Consider the following 22,731-nt stretch of genomic DNA (forward strand, 5'->3'; position numbering starts at 1 on the left):
CCCGCCTTTTTAAAAGGTTGTTAATAAATAAATGGAGCACTATACTCTTTTTATGTATTTCAGGTTTGCCCATTAGGGCCCAGCAACCACTTTTTAAATTACTCCCCTCCGAAGAAACCAGCATAAAATTCAGGAATGATCTGGTTGAAAGCGAAAATTTAAACGTGTTATCGTACGAATATTTATATAACGGCGGCGGTGTTGCCGTAGGCGATATCAATAATGACGGCCTCGAAGATTTGTTTTTCACCAGCAATTTGGGTCAGAATAAATTATACCTCAACCTGGGCAATTTAAAATTTAAAGATATTACTAAAGATTGCGGTGCAGAATTATCCGGGAGACCAGGTGATTGGAAAACAGGAGTTACCATGGCCGATGTGAACGGCGACGGCTTATTGGATATTTACGTTTGCTATTCGGGTTTGGGCGATAACAGTAAACGCCGCAACCAGTTGTTTATTAATAAAGGCGGCAATAAATTTATTGAACAGGCTAAGGAGTATGGCTTAGACGATGCCGGCTACAGCACCCAGGCTGTTTTTTTTGACTATAACAATGATGGGAAACTTGACATGTTTCTGCTGAACCATAATGTTAAAAAGATAAGCAATCTTGAATTTGCTCAAAACAAAAAAGAAACCGATCAACTGGCCAGCAATAAACTTTTTGAAAATCAAAACGGTCATTTTGTTGACGTTTCACAAAAGGCCGGCATTATACAAAATCCCCTCACCTTTGGATTGGGTGTAGCAGTTGCAGATATTAATAAGGATGGTTTGCAGGATATTTATGTTACGAATGATTATAACGAGCCCGACTACATGTACATTAATAACGGGGATGGAACATTTACTGACAAAAGCAAACAAAGCTTAAGGCATCTTTCGCAATTTTCAATGGGTGTTGATATTGCCGATATAAATAATGATGGCCTGGCCGACATCCTATCCCTGGACATGCTGCCGCCCGATAACCGAAGACAAAAACTTTTGCAGCTGCAGGAAAATTACGAATCATTTGAACTGATGCTGCAGCAGGATCTATATAAACAGTATATGCGCAATATGCTGCAATTAAATAATGGCGACGGCACTTTCAGCGAGATTGCTCAATTAGCTGGCGTATCCAATACTGATTGGAGCTGGTGCCCGCTTATGGCCGACTTTGATAACGATGGTTATAAGGACATTTTCATATCAAACGGTTATTTTAGAGATTATACCAATAAAGACTTTTTACGTTACTGGGGCGATTATAAGCTTAAAAAGGCTATGGACCGCGAACCATATTTATTGATGGATCTGGTTAAGGCCATGCCATCAACCACGCTATCCAACTATATTTTCAAAAACAACCATGATTTAACTTTTACTGATAAAAAACAAGATTGGGGTATAAACAAACCAGGCATATCCAGCGGAGCCATCTATGCAGATCTGGATAACGATGGTGATCTTGACCTGGTTACCAATAACATTAACAGCGAGGCTTCCATTTATCAAAATATGACTATGGAAACCGCTAAAAAAAATTATGTAGCCGTGAGTTTAAAACAACCCGGGGCAAATGTAAATGCAATAGGCTCCAAGGTTTATGTTTATAGCGATAAAAAAAATCAATACCAGGAGGTTAACCCAAACCGGGGGTACCTGTCATGTGTGTCAACCGTTTTAAACTTCGGGCTGGGTGAGCAAAGCAAAATTGATTCAGTCCGGGTGATATGGCCGGACCAAACTACACAATTATTAACCAATGTCAAGATCAACGACCGTTTAAACATTACTCATCAAACCGGTCTGGCTGCTTATAAACCTTTTAAAGACGGATCTAAACCTGTATTTGCCAAAGTAAAGCCTATCATTGAACATAAACATACTGAAACTACCATAAACGATTTTAAGCGTCAATCGCTGATGCTTTTTATGAGCTCAAAAACCGGCCCGGTGATGGCCAAAGGCGATGTAAATAACGATGGCCTGGAAGATCTTTTTATTGGTGGCGATCAAAGCACACCCGGAAAGGTGTATATCCAGCGCCCAGGCGGCACCTTTACTCCAACAGAGATAGCTGACCTTAACCATGAAAACACCTCAGCCGCGGCTTTCTTTGACGCTAATGGAGATGGGTTCCAGGACCTGTACATAGCCAAAGGAGGTTACTCGTTATTGGAACCCGGCAGCTCAGACTTGCAGGATAAGCTATATTTTAACGATGGCAAAGGTAATTTCACCTTGTCAACAACGTCACTTCCGGTACTTAATACCGACAGTAAATCATGCATCCGTCCGTGCGATTATAATAAGGATGGCAAAATTGATGTATTTGTGGGCTCAAATGTTATCCCCGGCCAATATCCGGCAACACCTAAAAGTTACCTGCTGACCAATACTGGTGATGGACACTTTATAATTACAGATGTTCCTTTTTCTGCATGCGGCATGGTAAAAGATGCACAATGGGCCGATTTAAATAATGATGGTCGTAAGGACCTGGTTATTTGCGGTGAATTTATGCCAATTATGGTTTATATTAATACAGCGAATGGCTTTACTGATCAAACGGCCAAATATTTTGATCATCAGGAAAATGGTTTTTGGAATACCTTAACCATTGCTGATATAGATGGTGACGGTAAGCCCGATATTATAGCCGGCAACCTGGGTTCAAATACACAGATACATGCTACTGATGCTGAACCGGCGGAGATGTACTATGCCGATTTTGATGGCAATGGCTCTGTTGATCCATTTTTTAACTTTTATATACAAGGTGTAAGCTATCCGTTTGTAAGCCGCGATGAGTTGAACGATCAGATATATTCTATGCGTAAAAAATTCAGCTCATACCAAGCATACTGTGATGCTACTATGAAAGACATTTTTAGTGAGGATGAGTTGACCAAGGCTACCAAATTAAACGTTAATGATGTGCAAACCAGTTGTTTTTTAAACAGGAACGGAAAATTCACAAAAGCACAGCTGCCGCTTGAGGCTCAGTTTTCCCTGATAACCCAAATAATAGCTACTGATTTTAATCATGATGGTAAAACCGACCTGTTACTGTTAGGTAACCACTCAGATAACCGCTTAAAATTGGGAAGCTTTGATGCCAACTATGGTTGTTTACTAACCGGTAACGGCAAAGGCGGTTTCACATATCAAATGCAATCAGCATCGGGGTTGTCGGTTGCGGGCGACGTAAAATCAGGCACAGAAATAAAAATCAACAGCGAAAAGTATTTGCTGATCGGCGTATCTGGTCAGGCACTACAATTTTATAAAGAGAACTAATGATAAAATCAATATTCATTTTTTTGCTGGCACTATGCAGTACAAATTGTTACGCGCAAAAGGATAAAAAGCCGTTACCTGAATATTTACAGCTTGATAAGGCCATCAATGCTGTTTCTGCGGTAATGATACACGACGTGGTAAATCCACCGGCTGCATCACGCTATTATAGTTATATAATGCTGGGTGCATATAATCTTATTTCTTTAAATAATAAGGATGTTATTCCATTGTCCGCGTTCATTAAAAGCTATAAAGATGATAACCAGATCAGTATAGAAAAAAGCAAATATAACTACCGGATAGCCGCCATATATTGTATGCTTGAAACCGGCAAACAAATGCTGCCTTCGGGCTTTATGCTGCAGGAGAACCAGGATAAATATCTCGCGTTACTAAAAACCAATAAGATTAGTGATGAAATCATCAAACAATCAGTAGCTGCTGCACTTGAAATGACAGCCAAAGTGATCAAATATTCTAAAGGTGATAATTACAACAAATTAAGCGGCAGGTTAAGGTATACTCCATTAAAAGGCGGTAAAAATTGGTATCCAACCCCTCCTACTTATATGGAAGCCGTTGAACCTAACTGGAAAACCATTAGACCAATGCTTATAGATTCGTCAAACGAGTTTGTACCGGTAAGGCCGACCCCTTTCAGTACAGACAGTACAAGTGAGTTTTATAAGCAAGCGTACGAGGTTTATAGGGTTTCTAAAAATCCGCCTATGGAACAGGTAACTATCGCCAACTTTTGGGATTGCAATCCGTTTGCGGTAACAACATCGGGGCATATGATGATCGGGTTTAAAAAGATCAGCCCGGGCGGTCACTGGATGAATATTGCGGGTATTGCCGTAAAAAAAGCTGATCTGAATTTTGACAGATCAGTCACAGTATTAACATTGGTAGCTATTACACAAATGGATGCCTTCATTAGTTGCTGGGACGAAAAATACCGCAGCAATGGGATACGGCCCGAAACCTATATTAACAAGTATATTGATATTACCTGGGTACCGTATTTACAAACGCCACCATTCCCTGAATATCCCAGTGGCCATGCGGTACTTTCCAATGCATCGGCAGGAGTTTTAACCTATCTGCTGGGCGATAAATTCGCTTATACAGATGATTCTGAAGTTCCGTATGGTGTTGGGCCACGAAGCTTTAAATCATTTACAGCGGCCGCAGAAGAGGCATCTATATCCCGTTTTTATGGAGGCATCCACTTTAACGACGCTATAGTTTTTGGCAATAAACAGGGGCGGCTGATTGCTTCAAAAATTATCGAAAAATTAAAAGCGGCAAAAATAACCCGGCAAAATTAATAGCATACCTTTAGCTAAACCGTTAGCTTACTATGAATTTAAGAACATTAATTTTAGCAGGTCTTTTTGTTTTAACAGCCATTATTTGCTTAAACTCTTTTACCGAAAAAAAACAACTCCGGATTAATGACGATGATGGTAAAGCTCTTTTTATTAGATATTGTACCAACTGTCATATGGCGCCTGATCCGGCCGGTTTAACCAGGGAGATATGGCAAAATCACGTATTGCCTATTATGGCCAGTCGTATGGGTATTATCTACCCTAACTATGACCCTTTGCGGGGATTGAGCGATGAGGAACGGGCCGTGGTGAAAAAGAATAACATTATTCCTGATGAGCCTGTTTTGACTAATGAAGAATATGGTAAAATTGTGAACTACATTCTCAGTAACGCTCCAGACAGTGTTGTATTTGATAAAAAACGATTAATACGCAATGCTTCTTTAAAGCAATTTGAACGCCAGGACATCCAGATAGCTGACAAAGTTCCCTCACTGATTACCGGCCTGGAATATAATGCCAATACTAATACGCTCTGGATAGGCGATTTTTATAAAAAAGTGTATAACTGGCAGTATGGCAAAGGGGTAACTAAAGTTATCAATAGCAACAGCCCGGTGGTTGATTTTAACTTTTATAAAGGCGACACCTATTTTACAGAGATCGGGAAGTTGTTTCCTACAGAATTGAGTACAGGGTCATACGCGCAATTAAAAGATAGCCTTAGCTCGTCCTTAATAACCGACCTGCATCGACCGGTGCATACGGAAATAGAGGACCTGGATAATGATGGTGTACCGGAGATTGTAGTTTGCAACTTTGGAAACAAAACGGGGTCGCTGTCGCTATTTAAAAAGAATAAAGCGGGCAAATACGTTGAACAGGTTTTATTACCCCTTGCCGGGGCAATTAAGTGCTATATAAAAGATATGGATGGTGACGGTAAAAAGGATATTATAGCCATGTTTTCGCAGGGTGATGAAAGTGTATGGATCTTTTATCAGAAAGATAAACTGAAATTTAGCGCCAAACGGGTCTTACGCTTTCCACCGGACTATGGCACTACTGATATGGCCCTGGTTGACTACAATAAGGATGGCCTTGTTGATATTGTAACCGTACATGGCGATAATGCCGATTACTCCAATATATTGAAAGCCTATCACGGCATCCGGCTTCATATTAACCAGGGTAATAATATTTTTAAAGAAACTTTCTTTTACCCGATGTATGGTGTAACGCGTGTATTGGCGGATGATTTTGACAAGGACGGAGATATTGATTTTGCAGCTACAGCCTTTTTTCCGGCGTTTGATAAACTGGCTGATGAATCTTTTGTTTACCTGGAGAATATAGATAAGAGCAAATTCAGCTTTAAGTCATACATCTTAAAGAGCGACGTCCCTATAAAAACATTAACCTTAGAGACGGCTGATATTGATGGTGACGGCGATCTGGATATTATAACGGGCAACTTTGCCCAAAGCCCCGGCGCCGTCCCGGCAGAACTGGATCAGAAATGGAGATCGGCCAAATATGGTTTGAGTATTTTCATGAACCAGCTTTATCAGCCTAAGAAATAATTATTAAAAAAAAAGCGTCATTGCTTTGTACAGCAATGACGCGTTGCGTATTTATTTCAACACGGATACTGCTTTATTGGCATCTCCAACACCCCAAACCGTTCCGGGTTTATCACCCATAGTGATTATCAGTTCGCCACCATTCATAATATCTGTGTGTGCAAAATAGGTTTTGTTGTAAGATTTTCCGTTTAACTGCATATCATTGATATACTTATTATGCGGACCATTATTTTTTACTATGACGTGGAACGTTTTGTTACCCTGCAATTTCAGTGTAGCTTCGTTAATAACCGGGCTGCCAAAAACATATAAGCCGTTTGCGGGATTAACCGGATAAAAACCAAGCGCCGATAATACGTACCACGCCGACATCTGACCTACATCTTCATTTCCAATGATGCCGTCAGCTTTGTCAGTATAAAAATCATCTAGAATATATCTTACTTTTTCAGCGGTTTTCCAGGGTTGTCCCGAGTAATCATAAAAATAGCTCATCGGGTGGCTTGGTTCATTACCATGAGCATACTGGCCAATCAAACCTGACACATCAGGCGATTTGAATTTACCCATATCACCCTGTGCAATGAATAATGAATCAAGCTTCGTGTTAAACTTAGCCTCCCCACCCAGTAAACTTATTAATCCTTCTACATCCTGAGGTACCAGGAAAGTGTATTGCCAGCCGTTGCCCTCGGTAAAATCGCCATGTTCGTGGATGGAAATAAATGGACTATAGGGCGTACGCCATGTGTTCTCGGATAAACGGCCGCGCATAAAACCCGCCTTTGGATCGTAATAGTTTTTATAATACTGACCGCGTTTACTGAAATATTCATAATCAGCCTGTTTATCCAACTTTTTAGCCACCTGGGCAATACACCAATCGTCAATAGCATATTCCATGCCCATAGAAACCGACTCAGCAGTGCTGTCAGCCGGAATATATCCCAGCTGTTTTACAAACCTGATGCCACGGGCGTCCTGCATAGCGGTAGTTTTCATGGCTTCATAGGCCAGTTTAGCGTCAAAACCTTTATAACCTTTCAATAAAGCATCGGCCACTACAGGAACCGCGCTATAGCCTACCATACAATTAGTTTCATTTGCCATTAAATGCCAAACCGGAAGACTGCCCTGCTGCTGATAAATAGCCAGCATAGAGTTGATCATATCATTTACATGCTCCGGATGAATGATGGTTGACAATGGATTATTCGCCCGATAGGTATCCCATAGCGAAAAAGTAGTTACATTGTTAAACCCGGCATTTTTATGTACTTTTTTATCTGTTCCCCAATATTCACCATTTACATCATTAAACACAGAAGGGGCTATCATGGTATGATAAAAAGCAGTATAGAATTTTTTAAGCTGTGATAATGAGTCGGCCTTTATCGTGATTTTTTCAAGCTGTGTGTTCCACGCTTTGTCGGCGGCAGCTACTACTTTATTAAAATCCCATCCGGGTATCTCGGTTTTTATATTCAGCATGGCATTTTCAGCGCTCACCGGCGAGATACCAACCTTTGCATATACAATTTCACCTTTAGCAGTGTTAAAACTGATCACACCTTTAACTCTGCGTCCCTTTAATTCAGTCCCCGAAACATTAGCAGTGCTGTCATATACAGCAAATGTTTTTATTGGTTTAGAGAAAACCGCGGTGAAGTAAATGCGTTGATCTGCCGCCCATCCTTTTGAAAATCGATAGCCACAAATGGTATTCTTATCCATCTGCTTAATGTAGGTTTCCACCGGGCTGTCCCAACCAATACCTTCTTGCAGATCGATCACAATATGGGCATCTTTTGATGCCGGAAAGGTATATTTATGCATGCCTACCCTTGTGCTGGCGGTAAGCTCAACGCCTATATCATAGCGTTTTAATTTTACCTTATAATAACCGGGCTTCACCACTTCATCTTTATGGCTAAACAGCGAGGTATACCCACTTTGCAGATCTTTTATACTTCCCTTGGTTACTTTTACCACGCCTGTTGTCGGCATAAATGAAATATCACCCAAATCTCCAATACCTGTACCACTTAAATGGGTGTGTTGAAAACCAATAATAGTTGAATCGGAGATATGATAACCGGAACACCAGTCCCAACCCTCGGATATATTGGTTGGGCCCAGCTGCACTGCACCGAACGGCACACTGGCGCCAACAAAAACATGGCCATGAAATCCCGTCCCGATGTAAGGATCAACATACCGGGTTAAATTTGCAGGCTTATTTACAGCTGCCTTTTGATGCACCTGGCTAAATGAATTAAAGTTAAAAAGCGCCAGCAACCCGGCCAAACAGATCTGTTTTTTCATTGATGATTTTTATAGATAATAAGTATGGGATTTATAATTTATTCAAACTTAAAAACCATATTTAATAGTTTATTAATAAACGCTTAGTTCGGCAACTGTAATACCATTACCGGCAATTACATGCACGGCCTCAAATTTAAAATACCTGGCATTAACAATCTGGGGCAATGTTACCGTTTGTTCAATAGGATTTGATTTAATATTTGAAAACTCGCCCGAAGCCACTTTCTGCCAGTCTTTGCCATCGGCACTTACGTAGTAATTATAACGGTCAACCGTTCCTTCTGATTGCTTATCTTGCCGGGGCAAATAAGAAAACGCTTTAATTTGCTGGTTTTGACCCATGTCAACAGTTATTTGCTGAGGGAAAGCAATGGTATCCTGATTATGTTTAAGCGTGCTATAAAAAGTATTGGCATACTCATCAATAGCATTTTCAGCCCTTTTTGCTTCGCCGTCGGTACCCGAAGCATCGGTAATTACCCAACTTTTGTGGCTTATGCCAAATTGCGTTGTAGTAGTTTCGCTTGCAACGCCGGCATTTTCAAACGCACGGGCCTTTACGGTTTTGCCATTGCCTATTGATAGCGGATCTTTATAAACCGGAGATGATAAAGTTGGTTCATCGCCATCCAGTGTATAATGAATGGCATTTACAGGAGCTTCGGTAGCTATAACCACGTCACCATTTTTGTTGCGGGTAATGGTTGGAGCTGACAGGTGCACTGGTTCTTTATATATCCCAAAATCGCTCAGGGCAATGGCAACCTTTGAACCTGTAACACGCAATCTTAATTTAGCTGCAGTAATATTTTGCGTTAAGCGAATAAGCCGGTTACCTCCTATGCTTGTTGCAGAGCCTGCTTGCTGCCATTTACCGTTTACTAAAGCATCAACAGCTACAGAATCAATACGTTGGCCCAGTTTAATGTTTTCACGTAACCTAATCACGTTGAAAGTTTTAGGGGTATGCAGGTCAATAGTTAATTGAGGTGTGGTAATCTTATCGTCTGTAGACCAATAGGTATACCGGTCGTTATCCAGTAAAAACTGCGGGCCATATTTCGCTTTATTACCACCGCGTATGTTACTGGCGGTAAGCGTTGCGCCTTTTGCAAGGTTAACAGCAAAAGTTTGCTTCAACAGTTTACCAAATTCAGTTAATGATCTTACATCAATTTCGTTGACAATACCCCGCTGATCAGGAGACAAGCCCAGGTCAAGAGCGGCTCCGCGGCCTACACTTTTATAGTACAGATCAAGTAGCGTATAAGGTGATTTAACGCCATCATCCTGCGTTTTATGGTAAAACCATCCCGGCCTTAATGATACGTCACATTCGGCCGGCATCCAGTATTTACCGTTGCGGGTGCCTTCTGTACCTTCGTAATCCTTAACGTATCCGTTACCAGGTTCTTTACCTTCATCCGGCGCATGGGGAGTATAAGTAGCCCAGCATGTTTCGCCCGCATGGCCTTCTTCATTACCAACCCACCTTACATCAGGGCCAACGTCGCCAAATATAACGGCGTTAGGCTGCAGTTTACGGGTAATGCCCCAGGTGTTCTTCCAATCATAATAGGTTGACCGGTCAATTTTGCGAACTTCTCGCTTGCCACCATAATACCCGTCGCCACCATTTGCTCCATCATGCCATGATATAAATAGTGGGCCATAGTTGGTGTATAGTTCCCTCAACTGCGCCTGATATATCTTTAAGTACTCCGAAGTACCATAGTTTGGATTGTTCCTGTCCCAGGGCGAACAATAAACTCCCAGTTTCATTCCTAATTTATCACATGCCTCACGATATTCGCGCAGCATATCGCCTTTGCCATTTTTATAAGGACTTTGTGATATATTATGCGTTGTTGTTTTAGTTGGCCAAAGGCAAAAACCGTCATGATGTTTGGCTACCACAACTACCCCCTTAAATCCACCCGCCTTGGCTGCTGCAACTATCTGCGTAGCACTAAACTGAGAGGGGGTTAATAGCTTAGGGTCTTCATCGCCATACCCCCATTCTTTATTTGTATATGTATCAAGCCCATAATGTATAATGCAATACATACCCATTTCCTGCCAGTTTAGTTGTCCTTTGGTAGGTATGGGGCCATAGGGTTTTGGAGGAGCCTGACTAAAAGCCCGGCAGGCGACAATAACAAATAGTAACGCTAAACAGATATTCTTTTTCATTGCAGATATTTAATTTTTAAACCATTCAGCCGGGATATCCTGTGGAGCCGACCCATTCAAACTATATTTAAGCTTTAGTGTAAAACCGCCGCCGCCTTCAATAAAATCAAGTTTAAAAGGATGCGCCCCCATCTTTAAGGCAGCTTGCCCACTCCTTTCCTGTGCCGAATGATTGCCGTCGTTATTTACAGTTATGTTATTGCCAATACGCAACACGCCGCCATCATCACATGTTAAATAAAAACTATAAATACCATCAGCGGGCACATCAATATATCCCTTATAGGTTATACCGAACGAAGGTGCCTTTACAGTAGAGGGCACTTCAATTGTATTTATAGTAAATGTGCTGTCGGTTTTGGCATTTTTCATTAAAGCTGTTTCCTTAAACGCTTTCTTATAATATTTACAGGCCAATCCCGGCTTGGTATGTCCTATTTTTGCCGGACCAAGCATATATTGTTTAGTATAATTTAAATTATAAACATCTCCGCGGGTACCATTTGGAGTAAACGCTGCTACCCTAACCAACTCATTGTTGGTAATGCTTAATGCAGTTGGCAATTCCCGCGATTTTGCATCAGGCAAAGATCCATCTATTGTATAGCGGATAGTGAGAGTTGGCAATGGTTTGCTTATGCTCAAACTTCCCTCATCCGTAAAAACATACTCGTTTAATAAATCGGGAAGATCAGGTAAACGATAATTAATCTTCATAGCATCCATCCTGCCGTAATGCTGAACCAAGCGCTTTAAATAGGAATTGTATCTATCGGGTTGGTTTGTCCACAGCATTTCGGCCAGGGCGGTCAACCGGGGCATATACATATAATCTGCGCGTTTTTCTGATGGGATCATTTCCGTCCAGATGTTTGCCTGTGCCCCGATAATGGATTTTGCTTCTTCTGCATTTAAAACTTTAGGAATAGGGTTAAAATGATATACCTTGTCAATAGAATATTGATCTGGCTGATTATCAAAGTATAAAGGCTCACCCGGTGTCATGATCACGGTATTGCCATTTTTAACTGCCTTTACCGGTGCATCAGGCACCCAGGTACGCCAATACATTATAATAGCAGTTGGGCTTATCCCGCCTTCAATAATTTCGTCCCAACCTATCAGCTTTCTGCCTTTGGAGTTAAAGAATTTTTCCATGCGGTTTATAAAATAGCTTTGCAGTGCTGGCAAGTCTTTAATGCCTTCACGAGCCATTAACGCCTTGCATGAGTCTGACTTTTCCCAATCGGTCCTGTCAACCTCATCGCCGCCAATGTGAATGTATTTTGACGGAAAAATGTCCATGATCTCGCTGAATACATTTTGTGCAAATTCATAGGTGGTTTCGTTGCCAGGGCAAATAGGTTTTGTAAATAGCTTACCCCATGAGTTTTCGCCATTGCAGGTTAAAAAGGGATAGGAATTAATAGCGGCCATCATGTGTCCGGGCATATCAATTTCAGGAATAATATCAATATGCCTCGCAGCTGCGTAAGCTACCACGCCTTTCATTTCCTGCTGGGTATAAAAGCCCCCGTAAAGGGTTTTGCCATCGCGTTGAATGATATGTTCTTTGTCTATAATGAAATCAGGATTGTCTTTCGCTTTCTTCATACAGGCCGAATCCTGGTTGTTAAACATACGCCAGGCCCCTTCCTCTGTCAATTTTGGATATTTTTTTATTTCGATGCGCCAGCCCTGGTCGTCGGTAAGATGCAAATGAAGCTTATTCATTTTGTATAGAGCCATTCTGTCGATAAACTTTTTCAAATATGCCACAGAAAAAAAGTGACGGGATACGTCAAGGTGCATCCCCCGCCATTCATATGCTGGATGATCTTCAATGGTTAAGGCTGGCAATACCAAAGCTTTGCTTACTTTACCTTTCTCTATAGAAACCGGCAGTAATTGTCGTATAGTCTCTATGGCATGAAATACACCTGCCGGATCTTTTGCTGTGATGATAACTTGCCGGGTGGTTATATTTAATTGATAAGCCTCTGGGGCTGTTAAAGCTTCACTATAAATAAATTTAATAACGTTAGACTTAGCATTTTTTGCTGGTAACAGCTGCTTGCCTAAACCTTTTAGCATTAATTGATTAAGCTCGGTAGCCTCATTTGAAAACTGTTTTGCTGCAATAATATTTGTGTTACGGGTAATAACAAATGAGCCTTTGCCAGCAACCAGCTTTGCGGGGTATGGTATCAGCGGAAATTTACCCGCACTTTCCTGAGCCATACTTTTGGTACAGCTAATCAGGATCAAGAGTGCCGGCAATAGATTTTTGTATTTTATACCGAAAGTTATCATCATTAATTTTATTTGCTGATCTGTATAATTTTCTCACTTACATTCCACCCTGCTACGCTAACTGATAGGTTCAATTTACTCACATTTTTATAGTCAATGATCACCTTCCTGGTTTCGCCCGGTAAAACTGAAACATAGTTATCACTGTAAAAAGCAGGAAGTACGCGTTGCTTTGAATTTGTATTTACCAATGACAGCCTGTTAAAGAACGCCAGTGGGCCATTGCCACTATTTGTTAATGTAACCTCAACTTTATCATCGCCCAGATATTTTGCGGTTGAATTCAGACTGCCTTGAGCCATTTTTTGTAAACCAGAGTATTCACCTTTTTCATCAGGCACCCAGTAAATATTTTCACTGATGATCTTTTTATCGGTGTTCAATAATTGGAGGCAGAGGAAAACGCCTTTATCACGTGCTAAATCGTCTATTGTTTTTTTCAATGATAAATATCGTTTTACTGTTGCAGGTGTTACATCTGAAAAAACCTGGGTAAGTATTTTTTCTTTACCATCCATATCATATGTTTTGGCAACCAGCATCATATTGGCATGGGTTTTAAAAGTGTTATTGGCAACCATTACCATACCATCTGTTGGATCATACATAATATGCAGCGGTTCGCTCCCGCTACGCAAACCATATAAACAAGCATTAGGATCTAAATAATAATCATACATCTGCCCACGCATGGCTGTCCATGGGTTCTGGGTTTTCCATATAATAGTCCCTGTATACCAATCCCACATGTGCGAGCTAAAACCCTCTATTAAACCACGATACTGATCGTAATTTACCAGTTGGGCCTTTGCTGCAAAATCTTCTACATTTTTTGGCTTACCATATTTATCAATAAACCCGTCATAACCTATATATTTATGATAATCCCAAACTGAATCTGTTTTAGTTTTACCAGTGGCCTCATCATATTCGGGTAGTACCATGTTTTTGACTGGAATGAATCTTTTAAGCGACTCATAATCGCTCACCCCAACAGAACCTACCTCTGAATTAAACGGATATGTTTTATGCGCCCAAAATGTTGATAATGGTTGTATTCCATAAGGCCCATCCCCATTACCACCTAATACATTTCTTGACATTTCCTCGGAATTGGAATAAGGAATAAACCAGCGGGTATCGTCCAATCGGGGCATAATGGTATCGCGCAGCGCTGCCAGGATATCCTCAGGTGGAGTGATCTCATTACCGCCACACCATATAGCCAATGAAGGGTAATTACGTACCAATTTTACCTGGTCTTCAATTGATTTAAGATAAAGGCCATGGTCGTCAGGGTATTTTCTGCGGGTCCACTGATCGTCAAGTTTCATTGGGTCTGTCCACCGGCCATTGCAATCGCCTGATCCCCACATATCCTGAAAAACCAGCATACCATATTTGTCACACGCCTCATAAAACTCCGGCCGCTCTATGAGTGCGCCACCCCAAACCCTGATCAGGTTTAAGTTCATGTCGCGATGAAAACGTACTTCAGCATCATAACGGGCGTCTGAAAAACGCAGCATTTCGTCTGAAATGATCCAATTGCCGCCTTTGATAAAAATTTTTTGTCCATTAATGTTAATCTGTCTGCTCTCTGTACGGGCGTTCCATTCGGTGGTGATCTGCCTAACGCCTACTTGTATATCCTGTTGATCTGATATCTTATTAACGCCTGTTATAAACTGCAGATGCATTGAATAAAGGGGTTGTGCACCGTACCCATTAGGCCACCATAGTTTAGGATTTTTTAACGAATAGTCATTTAACTGTACTGTTAGCGTTGAGTTTGCTTTTATAGTCACTTTTTTTGACACAGGGGTATTATCCAAACTATATCTTAGTTCTCCTGTGACGGGCAGATTAGTCGCATTTTCCAGTTCGGCCGATACCTGAATAATAGCAGGTTGCTGGGGGCCATCAGCTTGCCTTACACCGGGTACAAGTGTAACTATATGCGGGTTTTTGATCCTGACAGCGCCGGTTTTCTCTATGGTTACTTTGTCCCAGATCCCCGTATTGCGGTCTTTTATGGGTTGTATCCAGTCCCAACCTGCGGTATATTGTATCCCTACATTACGGGCGATAGTGCCATCACCGCCTTGGCCGCCGTTAGGATTGCCTACCACATCGGGAGGATATACAATAACCGCCACTCTGTTATTACCATCCTTAGCCATCCATTTGGTAATGTTATATGACTGACGCAAAAACATACCAGAGTGTGGCTTATCATTTAGCTTATGACCGTTTAAAAATACGTCGCAGCTATAATTTACACCCCTGAAATTGAGGTACACCTGGCTGCCATTTTGAGGTACACCTTCTTTAAAATCCTTTACAAACCAATAGGTATAATAATCACGACCTGTTTTGTATATATCAGGTATTTGTTCATTGTTCATGCCGTAAAACGGATCGGGCATTTTATTTTCAGCTATCAGGCTGGTGAGCACCGTTCCCGGAACAACCGCGGGCATCCATGCATTTGTGTTGTAGCCTGCTCGGGAAATACCAGTTCCCTTTTCTTTAACATTATTAATCGGTGCACATTTCCAACCCTTATTTAACTCATATTTGCTTTGCGCATTTGCAGTTATATGCTGAAAAATAATACAGAATAACAGGAAGGAGGCTATCGAAAATTTATAAGATACGGATTTAACTGCCGGATAAAAGTTTGTCATTATTTGGTGGTAAGTCAATTTCAAAATTAAACACTGCTTTAAATGCAGTGTTATGTTTGTTTGGTAATTTAATGTGGTATTTTATCCAATAATTAATACTCCAGTTTAAAACATGCCGCTTCTTTTAAGTTGCTGCTTTGCTGTAAGCCCGCCGGGATGTTTATTACTATTTCATCATTTTGTTGCTTCCATTTAAGACGCTGAGAACTGCCCAGTAAAGTAACTTTTTTAGGTTTGCTTACTTTAACTGATATGCTTGCAGGTAGCGCAACCTTTTCCTGATCAGACAGTACAAAAGCGTAAATAGCCTTATCATTTTTAGCTTTTGTGTAGAAAATATTACCTGTAGAATATGGCGCAACAGATTTAGAATTGTAAATACCTTCGCCATTGACTTTCATCCAGTCGCTTATTCCTTTCAGTCGTTCATATGCTACTGGATCCCAATCACCATCAGGCCCGGGTCCTATATTCATTAACAAATTACCTCCGCGCGATACAATTTTCACGAGTAGTTGTACAATTTGCTGTACTGATTTATAATGATCGCGCGGCACATAACTCCAGGAATTGCCCATGGTTATGCAGCTTTCCCAGGGATGATCAAGTGGCACTTCAGGTACTTCCTGCTCAGGTGTGGTATAGTTTTCATACTGACCGGATACTGTACGGTCAACCACAATAAGACCGGGTTGCTTTTGCCTGCCCATAGCTGCTATTTTAGGCATATCAATATCCTGATCATAGGTAATACCCCTTTGCCAATCAACACTGGTATCAATGCTGCTTTTAGGGCGTACCCATCCCCCATCGAGCCATAAAATATCTACCTTGCCATAACCGGTCATTAGTTCACTTATCTGGTTATAGGTAAAATCCTTAAATTTCTGCCAGCGTTCCGGATGTTTCTTGGGGTCATAATTTACATTACGGTCTTTTGGCGGAAAGTACGGCCACCAATAATTTTCGGTATGCCAGTCTGGTTTGGAGAAATAAGCTCCAACCATAAAGTTTTCTTTACGGAATGCGTCAAATATCTCCTTAGTAACGTTACTTCTGGGGTTTGCTGAAAACGGAGTTTTGGTACTGGTGATCTTATAATCCGTTTCTTTAGTATCAAACATGCAAAAACCATCATGATGTTTGGTTGTAAATATCACATATTTCATCCCGGCATCTTTTGCCGCTTTTACCCATTTTTCGGGGTTGAATTTTACCGGATTAAAAGTGGTTTGCAGGTTTTCATATGCGGTTTTATAGCCGTTGTAGGTAGCGCTGTAAGGGCCGCGGCGCTGTGTCCATCCTTCATCTTCGGGGCAAATACTCCAGCTTTCTACTACCCCCCACTGACTGTAGGTACCCCAATGCATGAAAAGCCCGAACTTTAGGTCCTGCCATTTGCTGATTTTTTCCTCAACCAGCGGATCGCCCGGCGGAACATATTGTTTGGAAACATTATGCTTTTGTGCCATTAAAATAACACTATAAAAGCTTAAAAAGAGTAACGTAAACAGTTTTTTCATGAAGCAATCTATTTAATATAACTGACAATAATTGGTAGTGTATTGCCTACACACTTTTTAAAATATTTTAAAAAACATTCAAACTTTCATCATTTTATTTCCTTTTTAGCAATTAATGTTTTATTATTGTTACATTAAAATTAAGGTTTAAATTTAAGTGATTAATTAAAACTCTTGAACTTGAGAGACAGAAAAATTGATACGCTGAATTTGTGGAAACTCATTTGCAACAATGATGACGAAAAGGCTTTTGAACTTTTCTTCCACTTATTAAATAACTCACTGATCAAATTTTGCATTCTTTATGTTAATCACCGCGAAATTGCGGAAGAAATTGTGTCTGATGTTTTTGTTAAATGCTGGTTAAACAGGAAAACATTACTTGAGATACAAAACCCCGAAACTTATCTATTTGTCGCGGTAAAAAACCAATCATTAAATCACATAAAAAAATACTCCAATATCCATCTGGTACAAATTGACGAAACCAATTCTGTTGAATTTGTAAATACCTATAACCCTCAAAAAGAAATAGAAAATAAAGAGCTGATTTTCAGAATGGATAAAGCTATCACCGCATTACCTCAACAATGCCGGATCATATTCAGGCTAATTAAGGAAGATGGCATGAAATACAAAGAAGTTGCTGAAATTTTAAATATATCTCCCCGCACTGTACAAACACAGCTTTTCAGGGCTATAAAAAGGCTAAGTATTGTTTTAAGCAACTACAATAAATTGAATAACTACACCCCTAAAAGCGATATTTTCAAGGCTTTAACCATGATCTCTGTGATATTACAACTATTTTTTATAACCTTGTAGGTAATTTATCTAAAAAAGTTGTCTTCCTATTAAACATCATGAAATATTCAAAATGGGCGATGATAGGTTTATAGAACTGGTTAATAAAAAATTGACCGATGAGATTAGCCCAGAGGAAAGCAAAGAATTTCAACATTACCTGATTAATGATGAAATAAAACGCCGAGATTTTGAATTTCTTAATATCTATTGGAACAGCAGTGATACCAATTACGTAGATAATGCGCTTTCTTTCCAAAAAATAAAAGAGAAGATAAAAAATCAGGAAACAGCAGCCGCTACTGCTACTTTAAAAAAGACATCTTTTTATAGCTGGCGGGCAGCAGCAGCCATTATTTTGCTTGCCGGCTGTGCATATTTTTTCTATTCAAAGCTTATCAGCCCAGTTTCTCCGGCTTTAGTTGCAACAAAAAACTCATGGCAAAATAAAAATACCGTAAAACGCGAAAAATCAACCATTGTACTTACCGATGGAACCCGCATTATATTAAACTCTCAAAGCTCACTGAGATACCCCACGGCATTTACGGGCAAAACAAGAGAAGTTTATTTAAGTGGCGAGGCTTTTTTTGATGTATATAAAGACCGTGCCCACCCATTTATAATACACACCGAAAAAATGAACATTAAAGTGCTTGGTACAGCTTTTAATGTAAAGTCATATCCCAATGAACCTCAGAGTGAAACCACCTTAATCAGGGGTGCAATTGAGGTTACGCTTGATGACAGACCGTCTGACCGTATCATATTAAAACCAAGCGAAAAACTCATTGTAAAAAACAGGTTATTTAAAACCGTTCGCGAAAATGCCGGTAAATTAAACCATGCCGAGACAAATATGGGTATGCAATATGTATTAACTTCATTTACCCCCCTGCATCAGGGCGACAGTACTGTTTTAGAAACTTCATGGACTCAAAATAAGTTCATCTTCAGGGATGAGAGTTTTACTGCGCTGGCCGCACGTATGGAAAGATGGTATGGTATTGATATAAAGTTTAAAAACGACAGCTTAAAGCAATACAGATTTAGCGGTGTGTTTGAAAAAGAAACTATAAATCAGGCACTTGACGCTCTGCGCATGACAGAGAACTTTAGCTATAAAATTAAAAAAACAACCATTTATCTTTATTAAACAACTTATTGCTGCGGGCCTTACTAAGGTATTTGTTTGTAGCAAAGAAAACCTGAGGCGTTGTTTAACAATATTCCTCCTTATAAAGAGTTACTCTCCTATCTTTACTTTCTAAAATTTATGTAGATTTAACACGTAGCAGTGGCGTAGTGAAAGATATTGACTATTAGGTCCTTATTTATAATGAAATTAACGTGTACTTTAATAATATTCTTCGGTTTACTCATAATTCAAACGCTACATGCTCAAACACGTATAACCTTAAATTTACAATCAGCAGATTTCAGAAAAATATTATCGGCAATTGAACGTCAGAGCAGTTATCATTTTGTTTATAGCGACAGGAAAATCCCCACATTAAAAAAGACAAGTATTAATGTAAAGAACGAGGATATATTAAAAGTACTGGATGTAGTTTTTGCAAATTCTGGATTTACTTATACTGAACTGGCAAACCACCTGGTAGTAATTGCCCCCGATGATGAGATTGTAAACATTGTTAAAGTTAATGGCAGAATAACCAACCAAAAAGGCGAAGCCCTGCCGGCAGCCACTATAAAGGTTAAAGGATCAACCGCGGGCACTCCTACTGACAATGACGGACGGTTTTCTTTTGACGTTCCTGATCATTCAACCTTAATTATTAGCTATGTTGGTTACCAAACTAAAGAAATAAAATTAGCAGGCAACTCGTCTGTTAATGTTCAATTAGCGGAGGGAAATATCTTAAATGAAGTTGTCATAACTACATTAGGCATACAAAAAGACGAGAAAAAAATCGGTTATGCCATGAGCGTTGTTTCTGGCGACTTATTAGATAAGGCAAAAGAGTCAAACATAGCATACTCTTTAGAAGGGCGTGTAGCCGGACTAAGTATAAATGGTGTAAACGGCGGACCTGGTTCTTCGGCCAGGATTTTATTAAGAGGTGTAAGCAGTTTTGGTGCTGGATCGCCGCTGTTTATTATAAATGGAATACCTATTGACAACACACAAAGAGGTACCGCAAATGAATGGGGCGGTGCAGATTATGGCGATGGTATAAGCAATATTAACCCTGATGATGTAGAAAGTTTAACCGTATTAAAAGGCCAGTCGGCATCAGCGTTATACGGCGCGAGGGCGGCAAATGGTGTAATTGTAATAACTACTAAAAGCGGCAAAAAAAATTCAGGTTTTGGAGTTGAATTCAATTCTAACTACCAAACCGATAAAGCAGTTAATACATTTGACTATCAAACCGAATACGGACAAGGCGAAAATGGCCAAAGGCCAATTTCCGTCAACAGTGCTGTGTCTGCAGGCAACTTAGGCTGGGGCGAAAAGCTTGATGGAAAGCCTACGATTCAGTTCGATGGTAAATACTATCCATACTCCGCGGTTAAAGATAACATTCAAAAATTTTATCGCACCGGCCACTCGTATACCAATACCGTAGCTTTTAACGGCGGTAACGAAACCGGAAGTTTCAGGCTCTCATTTTCCAATCTTGATAATAATTCCATTATCCGAAATAGTGGATTATTTCGCAAAACAATAAACGTTACGGCTAATCGAAATATTACAGATAATCTTGCTGTAAACCTTGTCAGCAATTTTATCTTGGAATCATCAAATCTTAAACCCAACCTGAGCGATGGCCCTCTTGATCCCAATAACATTCAATACCTTGCAGCTAATGAAAATCAGGCAGCATTGAGCCCTGGTTATGATTCAAGCGGAAGCGAAATACGCTGGAACAACGATTCGTTTGTTACCAATCCATACTTCGCTGTTAATAAATTTATAAACAAAACAGGTCGCCAGCGTTTGATATCAGCCATGGTTGCTAAATACACCTTTAACAAATGGCTGTATGCGCAGATCAGACTGGGATATGATATTTTGTACGACAACAGGTTAACTATAACTCCAAGTGGCACAGCCTACTCTCCTGGTGGTTTAGGATCAATGGATGAACAATCAAGCACAAAAAGATCAGAATTAAACTCTGATATTTTAATTGGCGCAAAACACCATATTATTGAAAATTTGCTGGATATTGATCTTTCTGGTGGTGCAAATATCCGTAAAAACACTTTTGAATATACCAGGCTTTATGGCGGCCCGTTCATTGTACCGGGGTTCTATGATTACTCCAACCTATCTGTCAAAAACAGTGTTTATAATTTCAAGGGACTGGAAACCCAATCAGCATATTACACAGCCGATCTTTCGATCAAAAGTTATTTAACACTAAACACTACGGGCAGATATGATTCATATTCTACACTCCCCTCATCAAGCCGGGGAATATATACACCATCTGTATCGGCAAGTCTTATATTCTCAGAATTTGTGCGGATACCAGCGCTCGATTTTGGTAAAATAAGGTTTTCATATGCAAAAACCAGCGGCGAACCATCTGACGTTTATATAACATCGCAATATTATACCATTAATAATTCTATAAACGGTGTTACCGCGGCGGGATTTAGCACAAGCCTCCCTAATTTTCATTTAAAGCCCTTTACGTTAACTGAAAGCGAGGTAGGTACACAGCTCAAATTATTTAATGGAAGATTAGGGCTCGATGTGTCTTTCTTTCATCGTAAAACAAAAAATGAAATTATTACCGGTGATCTTGACCCCTCTTCGGGATATACAAAGCGATATATAGCCACCGGTTCTACCCAGAATAACGGATTAGAGGTTGAACTGAACGGCACACCGTTTAAAACTGCCAATTTTACCTGGACTCCCTCCGTTAATTTTACTTTTGTTCAAAATAAGATATTGCAAACTGACGGCGTTGCATCGTCTAACATAAGTTTTGGAACGTACAGGCCCCTTAACGCTGCCACTGCTTTGGTTAAAGGCTTGCCCGGGCCGCAGATAATGGCAAATGACTACCTCCGTAACAGCAACGGCCAAATCATATTTAACGCGAACGGATTGCCCATAGCCGGCCCGCGTATGCCAATGGGCAGTGCTGTACCTAAAATTTATGGCGGGTTAAATAATAGTTTTACCTATAAAAAACTTAACCTGTCATTTCTTATTGATTACCGGTATGGAAACAAAATATTATCAGCCACCAATTATAACAGTATTTACCGCGGACTTAATAAGTTAACACTTGTTGGCCGCGAAGGCGGCGTTGTTGGCGATGGGGTAACTCAAAGCGGCACAAAAAATGCGGTAGTTGTTCCGGCCCAAACTTATTACCAGTCGCTGGCGCAAAATATTTCGGCATTAAATGTTTTGGATGGTAGCTTTATAAAATTAAGGCAAGTAACATTTGGCTATAGTTTTTCAAAAGGTTTTTTAACAGGCTCGCCTTTTGAAGGTATTACGATATCTTTGGTCGGTCGTAATCTTTGGACAATTATGAAACATTCAGATAATATCGACCCGGAATCAAGCTTTTCGCCAGACATCAAATACGCCGGTATTGAAGGTGCAAGCTTACCCCCAACACACACTTATGGAATTAACATTAACTTTAAACTCAAAAAGTAACTTCAAA

At 40.2% G+C, this 22,731-nt stretch carries 11 protein-coding genes; 6 read left to right on the plus strand and 5 right to left on the minus strand.

All coding sequences use genetic code 11. The features are described from left to right. The first annotated feature begins 17 nt into the window (after positions 1 to 17). The 3 genes from J2W55_RS16560 to J2W55_RS16570 are packed head-to-tail and all read left to right on the plus strand — an operon-like array spanning position 18 to position 6,213. Entirely contained in the window at positions 18 to 3,293 is a 3,276-nt protein-coding gene (locus J2W55_RS16560; RefSeq protein ID WP_310097961.1) for a VCBS repeat-containing protein, read from the plus strand. Further along, positions 3,293 to 4,627: a vanadium-dependent haloperoxidase gene (locus J2W55_RS16565; protein WP_310097965.1), complete on the plus strand. Its 1,335-nt coding sequence runs from the start codon at positions 3,293 to 3,295 to the stop codon at positions 4,625 to 4,627. Before J2W55_RS16560 ends, J2W55_RS16565 begins: the two co-directional genes overlap by 1 nt. Before the next feature lie 32 nt (positions 4,628 to 4,659). Then, complete coding sequence (locus J2W55_RS16570) at positions 4,660 to 6,213, plus strand: FG-GAP-like repeat-containing protein (protein WP_310097968.1); 1,554 nt, start codon at positions 4,660 to 4,662, stop codon at positions 6,211 to 6,213. A gap of 51 nt (positions 6,214 to 6,264) precedes the next feature. Here the strand turns inward: J2W55_RS16570 and J2W55_RS16575 are convergent, their stop codons facing one another. The 5 genes from J2W55_RS16575 to J2W55_RS16595 form a co-directional block, all read right to left on the minus strand. Next, positions 6,265 to 8,541, minus strand: coding sequence for a GH92 family glycosyl hydrolase (locus J2W55_RS16575; RefSeq protein WP_310097971.1), 2,277 nt, complete (start codon positions 8,539 to 8,541; stop codon positions 6,265 to 6,267). Between the two features lie 72 nt (positions 8,542 to 8,613). Beyond that, the gene (locus tag J2W55_RS16580; RefSeq protein WP_310097974.1) at positions 8,614 to 10,737 is read right to left on the minus strand and encodes an alpha-L-fucosidase; all 2,124 of its coding nucleotides are present in this window, start codon (positions 10,735 to 10,737) and stop codon (positions 8,614 to 8,616) included. 9 nt (positions 10,738 to 10,746) lie between these two features. Beyond that, positions 10,747 to 13,053: a family 20 glycosylhydrolase gene (locus tag J2W55_RS16585; protein WP_310097976.1), complete on the minus strand. Its 2,307-nt coding sequence runs from the start codon at positions 13,051 to 13,053 to the stop codon at positions 10,747 to 10,749. A 5-nt stretch (positions 13,054 to 13,058) separates the two neighbouring features. Beyond that, the gene (locus J2W55_RS16590; protein WP_310097979.1) at positions 13,059 to 15,740 is read right to left on the minus strand and encodes a glycoside hydrolase family 2 protein; all 2,682 of its coding nucleotides are present in this window, start codon (positions 15,738 to 15,740) and stop codon (positions 13,059 to 13,061) included. A gap of 92 nt (positions 15,741 to 15,832) precedes the next feature. Beyond that, on the minus strand, positions 15,833 to 17,263 hold the full coding sequence (locus J2W55_RS16595) for an alpha-L-fucosidase (protein ID WP_310097981.1): 1,431 nt from the start codon (positions 17,261 to 17,263) through the stop codon (positions 15,833 to 15,835). A 180-nt stretch (positions 17,264 to 17,443) separates the two neighbouring features. Between J2W55_RS16595 and J2W55_RS16600 the strand changes: the two genes are divergently transcribed. The 3 genes from J2W55_RS16600 to J2W55_RS16610 all read left to right on the plus strand — a co-directional run bounded on the left by J2W55_RS16600 (position 17,444) and on the right by J2W55_RS16610 (position 22,724). Then, positions 17,444 to 18,088 (plus strand): RNA polymerase sigma-70 factor, encoded by a 645-nt coding sequence (locus J2W55_RS16600; protein ID WP_310097984.1) that lies wholly within the window; start codon positions 17,444 to 17,446, stop codon positions 18,086 to 18,088. A gap of 52 nt (positions 18,089 to 18,140) precedes the next feature. Continuing rightward, positions 18,141 to 19,223: a FecR family protein gene (locus tag J2W55_RS16605; RefSeq protein ID WP_310097987.1), complete on the plus strand. Its 1,083-nt coding sequence runs from the start codon at positions 18,141 to 18,143 to the stop codon at positions 19,221 to 19,223. A 183-nt stretch (positions 19,224 to 19,406) separates the two neighbouring features. Beyond that, the gene (locus J2W55_RS16610) at positions 19,407 to 22,724 is read left to right on the plus strand and encodes a SusC/RagA family TonB-linked outer membrane protein (RefSeq protein WP_310097990.1); all 3,318 of its coding nucleotides are present in this window, start codon (positions 19,407 to 19,409) and stop codon (positions 22,722 to 22,724) included. Positions 22,725 to 22,731: the final 7 nt, after the last annotated feature.

It is taken from the genome of Mucilaginibacter pocheonensis (genome assembly GCF_031456535.1).
GTDB classification, from domain to species: Bacteria; Bacteroidota; Bacteroidia; order Sphingobacteriales; family Sphingobacteriaceae; genus Mucilaginibacter; species Mucilaginibacter pocheonensis.

Coding starts and splice junctions, on each gene's coding strand:
- J2W55_RS16565 (WP_310097965.1), top strand. CDS start 3,293: ATGATAAAATCAATATTCATTTTTTTGCTGGCACTATGCAGTACAAAT.
- J2W55_RS16570 (WP_310097968.1), top strand. CDS start 4,660: ATGAATTTAAGAACATTAATTTTAGCAGGTCTTTTTGTTTTAACAGCC.
- J2W55_RS16575 (WP_310097971.1), bottom strand. CDS start 8,541: ATGAAAAAACAGATCTGTTTGGCCGGGTTGCTGGCGCTTTTTAACTTT.
- J2W55_RS16580 (WP_310097974.1), bottom strand. CDS start 10,737: ATGAAAAAGAATATCTGTTTAGCGTTACTATTTGTTATTGTCGCCTGC.
- J2W55_RS16585 (WP_310097976.1), bottom strand. CDS start 13,053: ATGATGATAACTTTCGGTATAAAATACAAAAATCTATTGCCGGCACTC.
- J2W55_RS16590 (WP_310097979.1), bottom strand. CDS start 15,740: ATGACAAACTTTTATCCGGCAGTTAAATCCGTATCTTATAAATTTTCG.
- J2W55_RS16595 (WP_310097981.1), bottom strand. CDS start 17,263: ATGAAAAAACTGTTTACGTTACTCTTTTTAAGCTTTTATAGTGTTATT.
- J2W55_RS16605 (WP_310097987.1), top strand. CDS start 18,141: ATGGGCGATGATAGGTTTATAGAACTGGTTAATAAAAAATTGACCGAT.
- J2W55_RS16610 (WP_310097990.1), top strand. CDS start 19,407: ATGAAATTAACGTGTACTTTAATAATATTCTTCGGTTTACTCATAATT.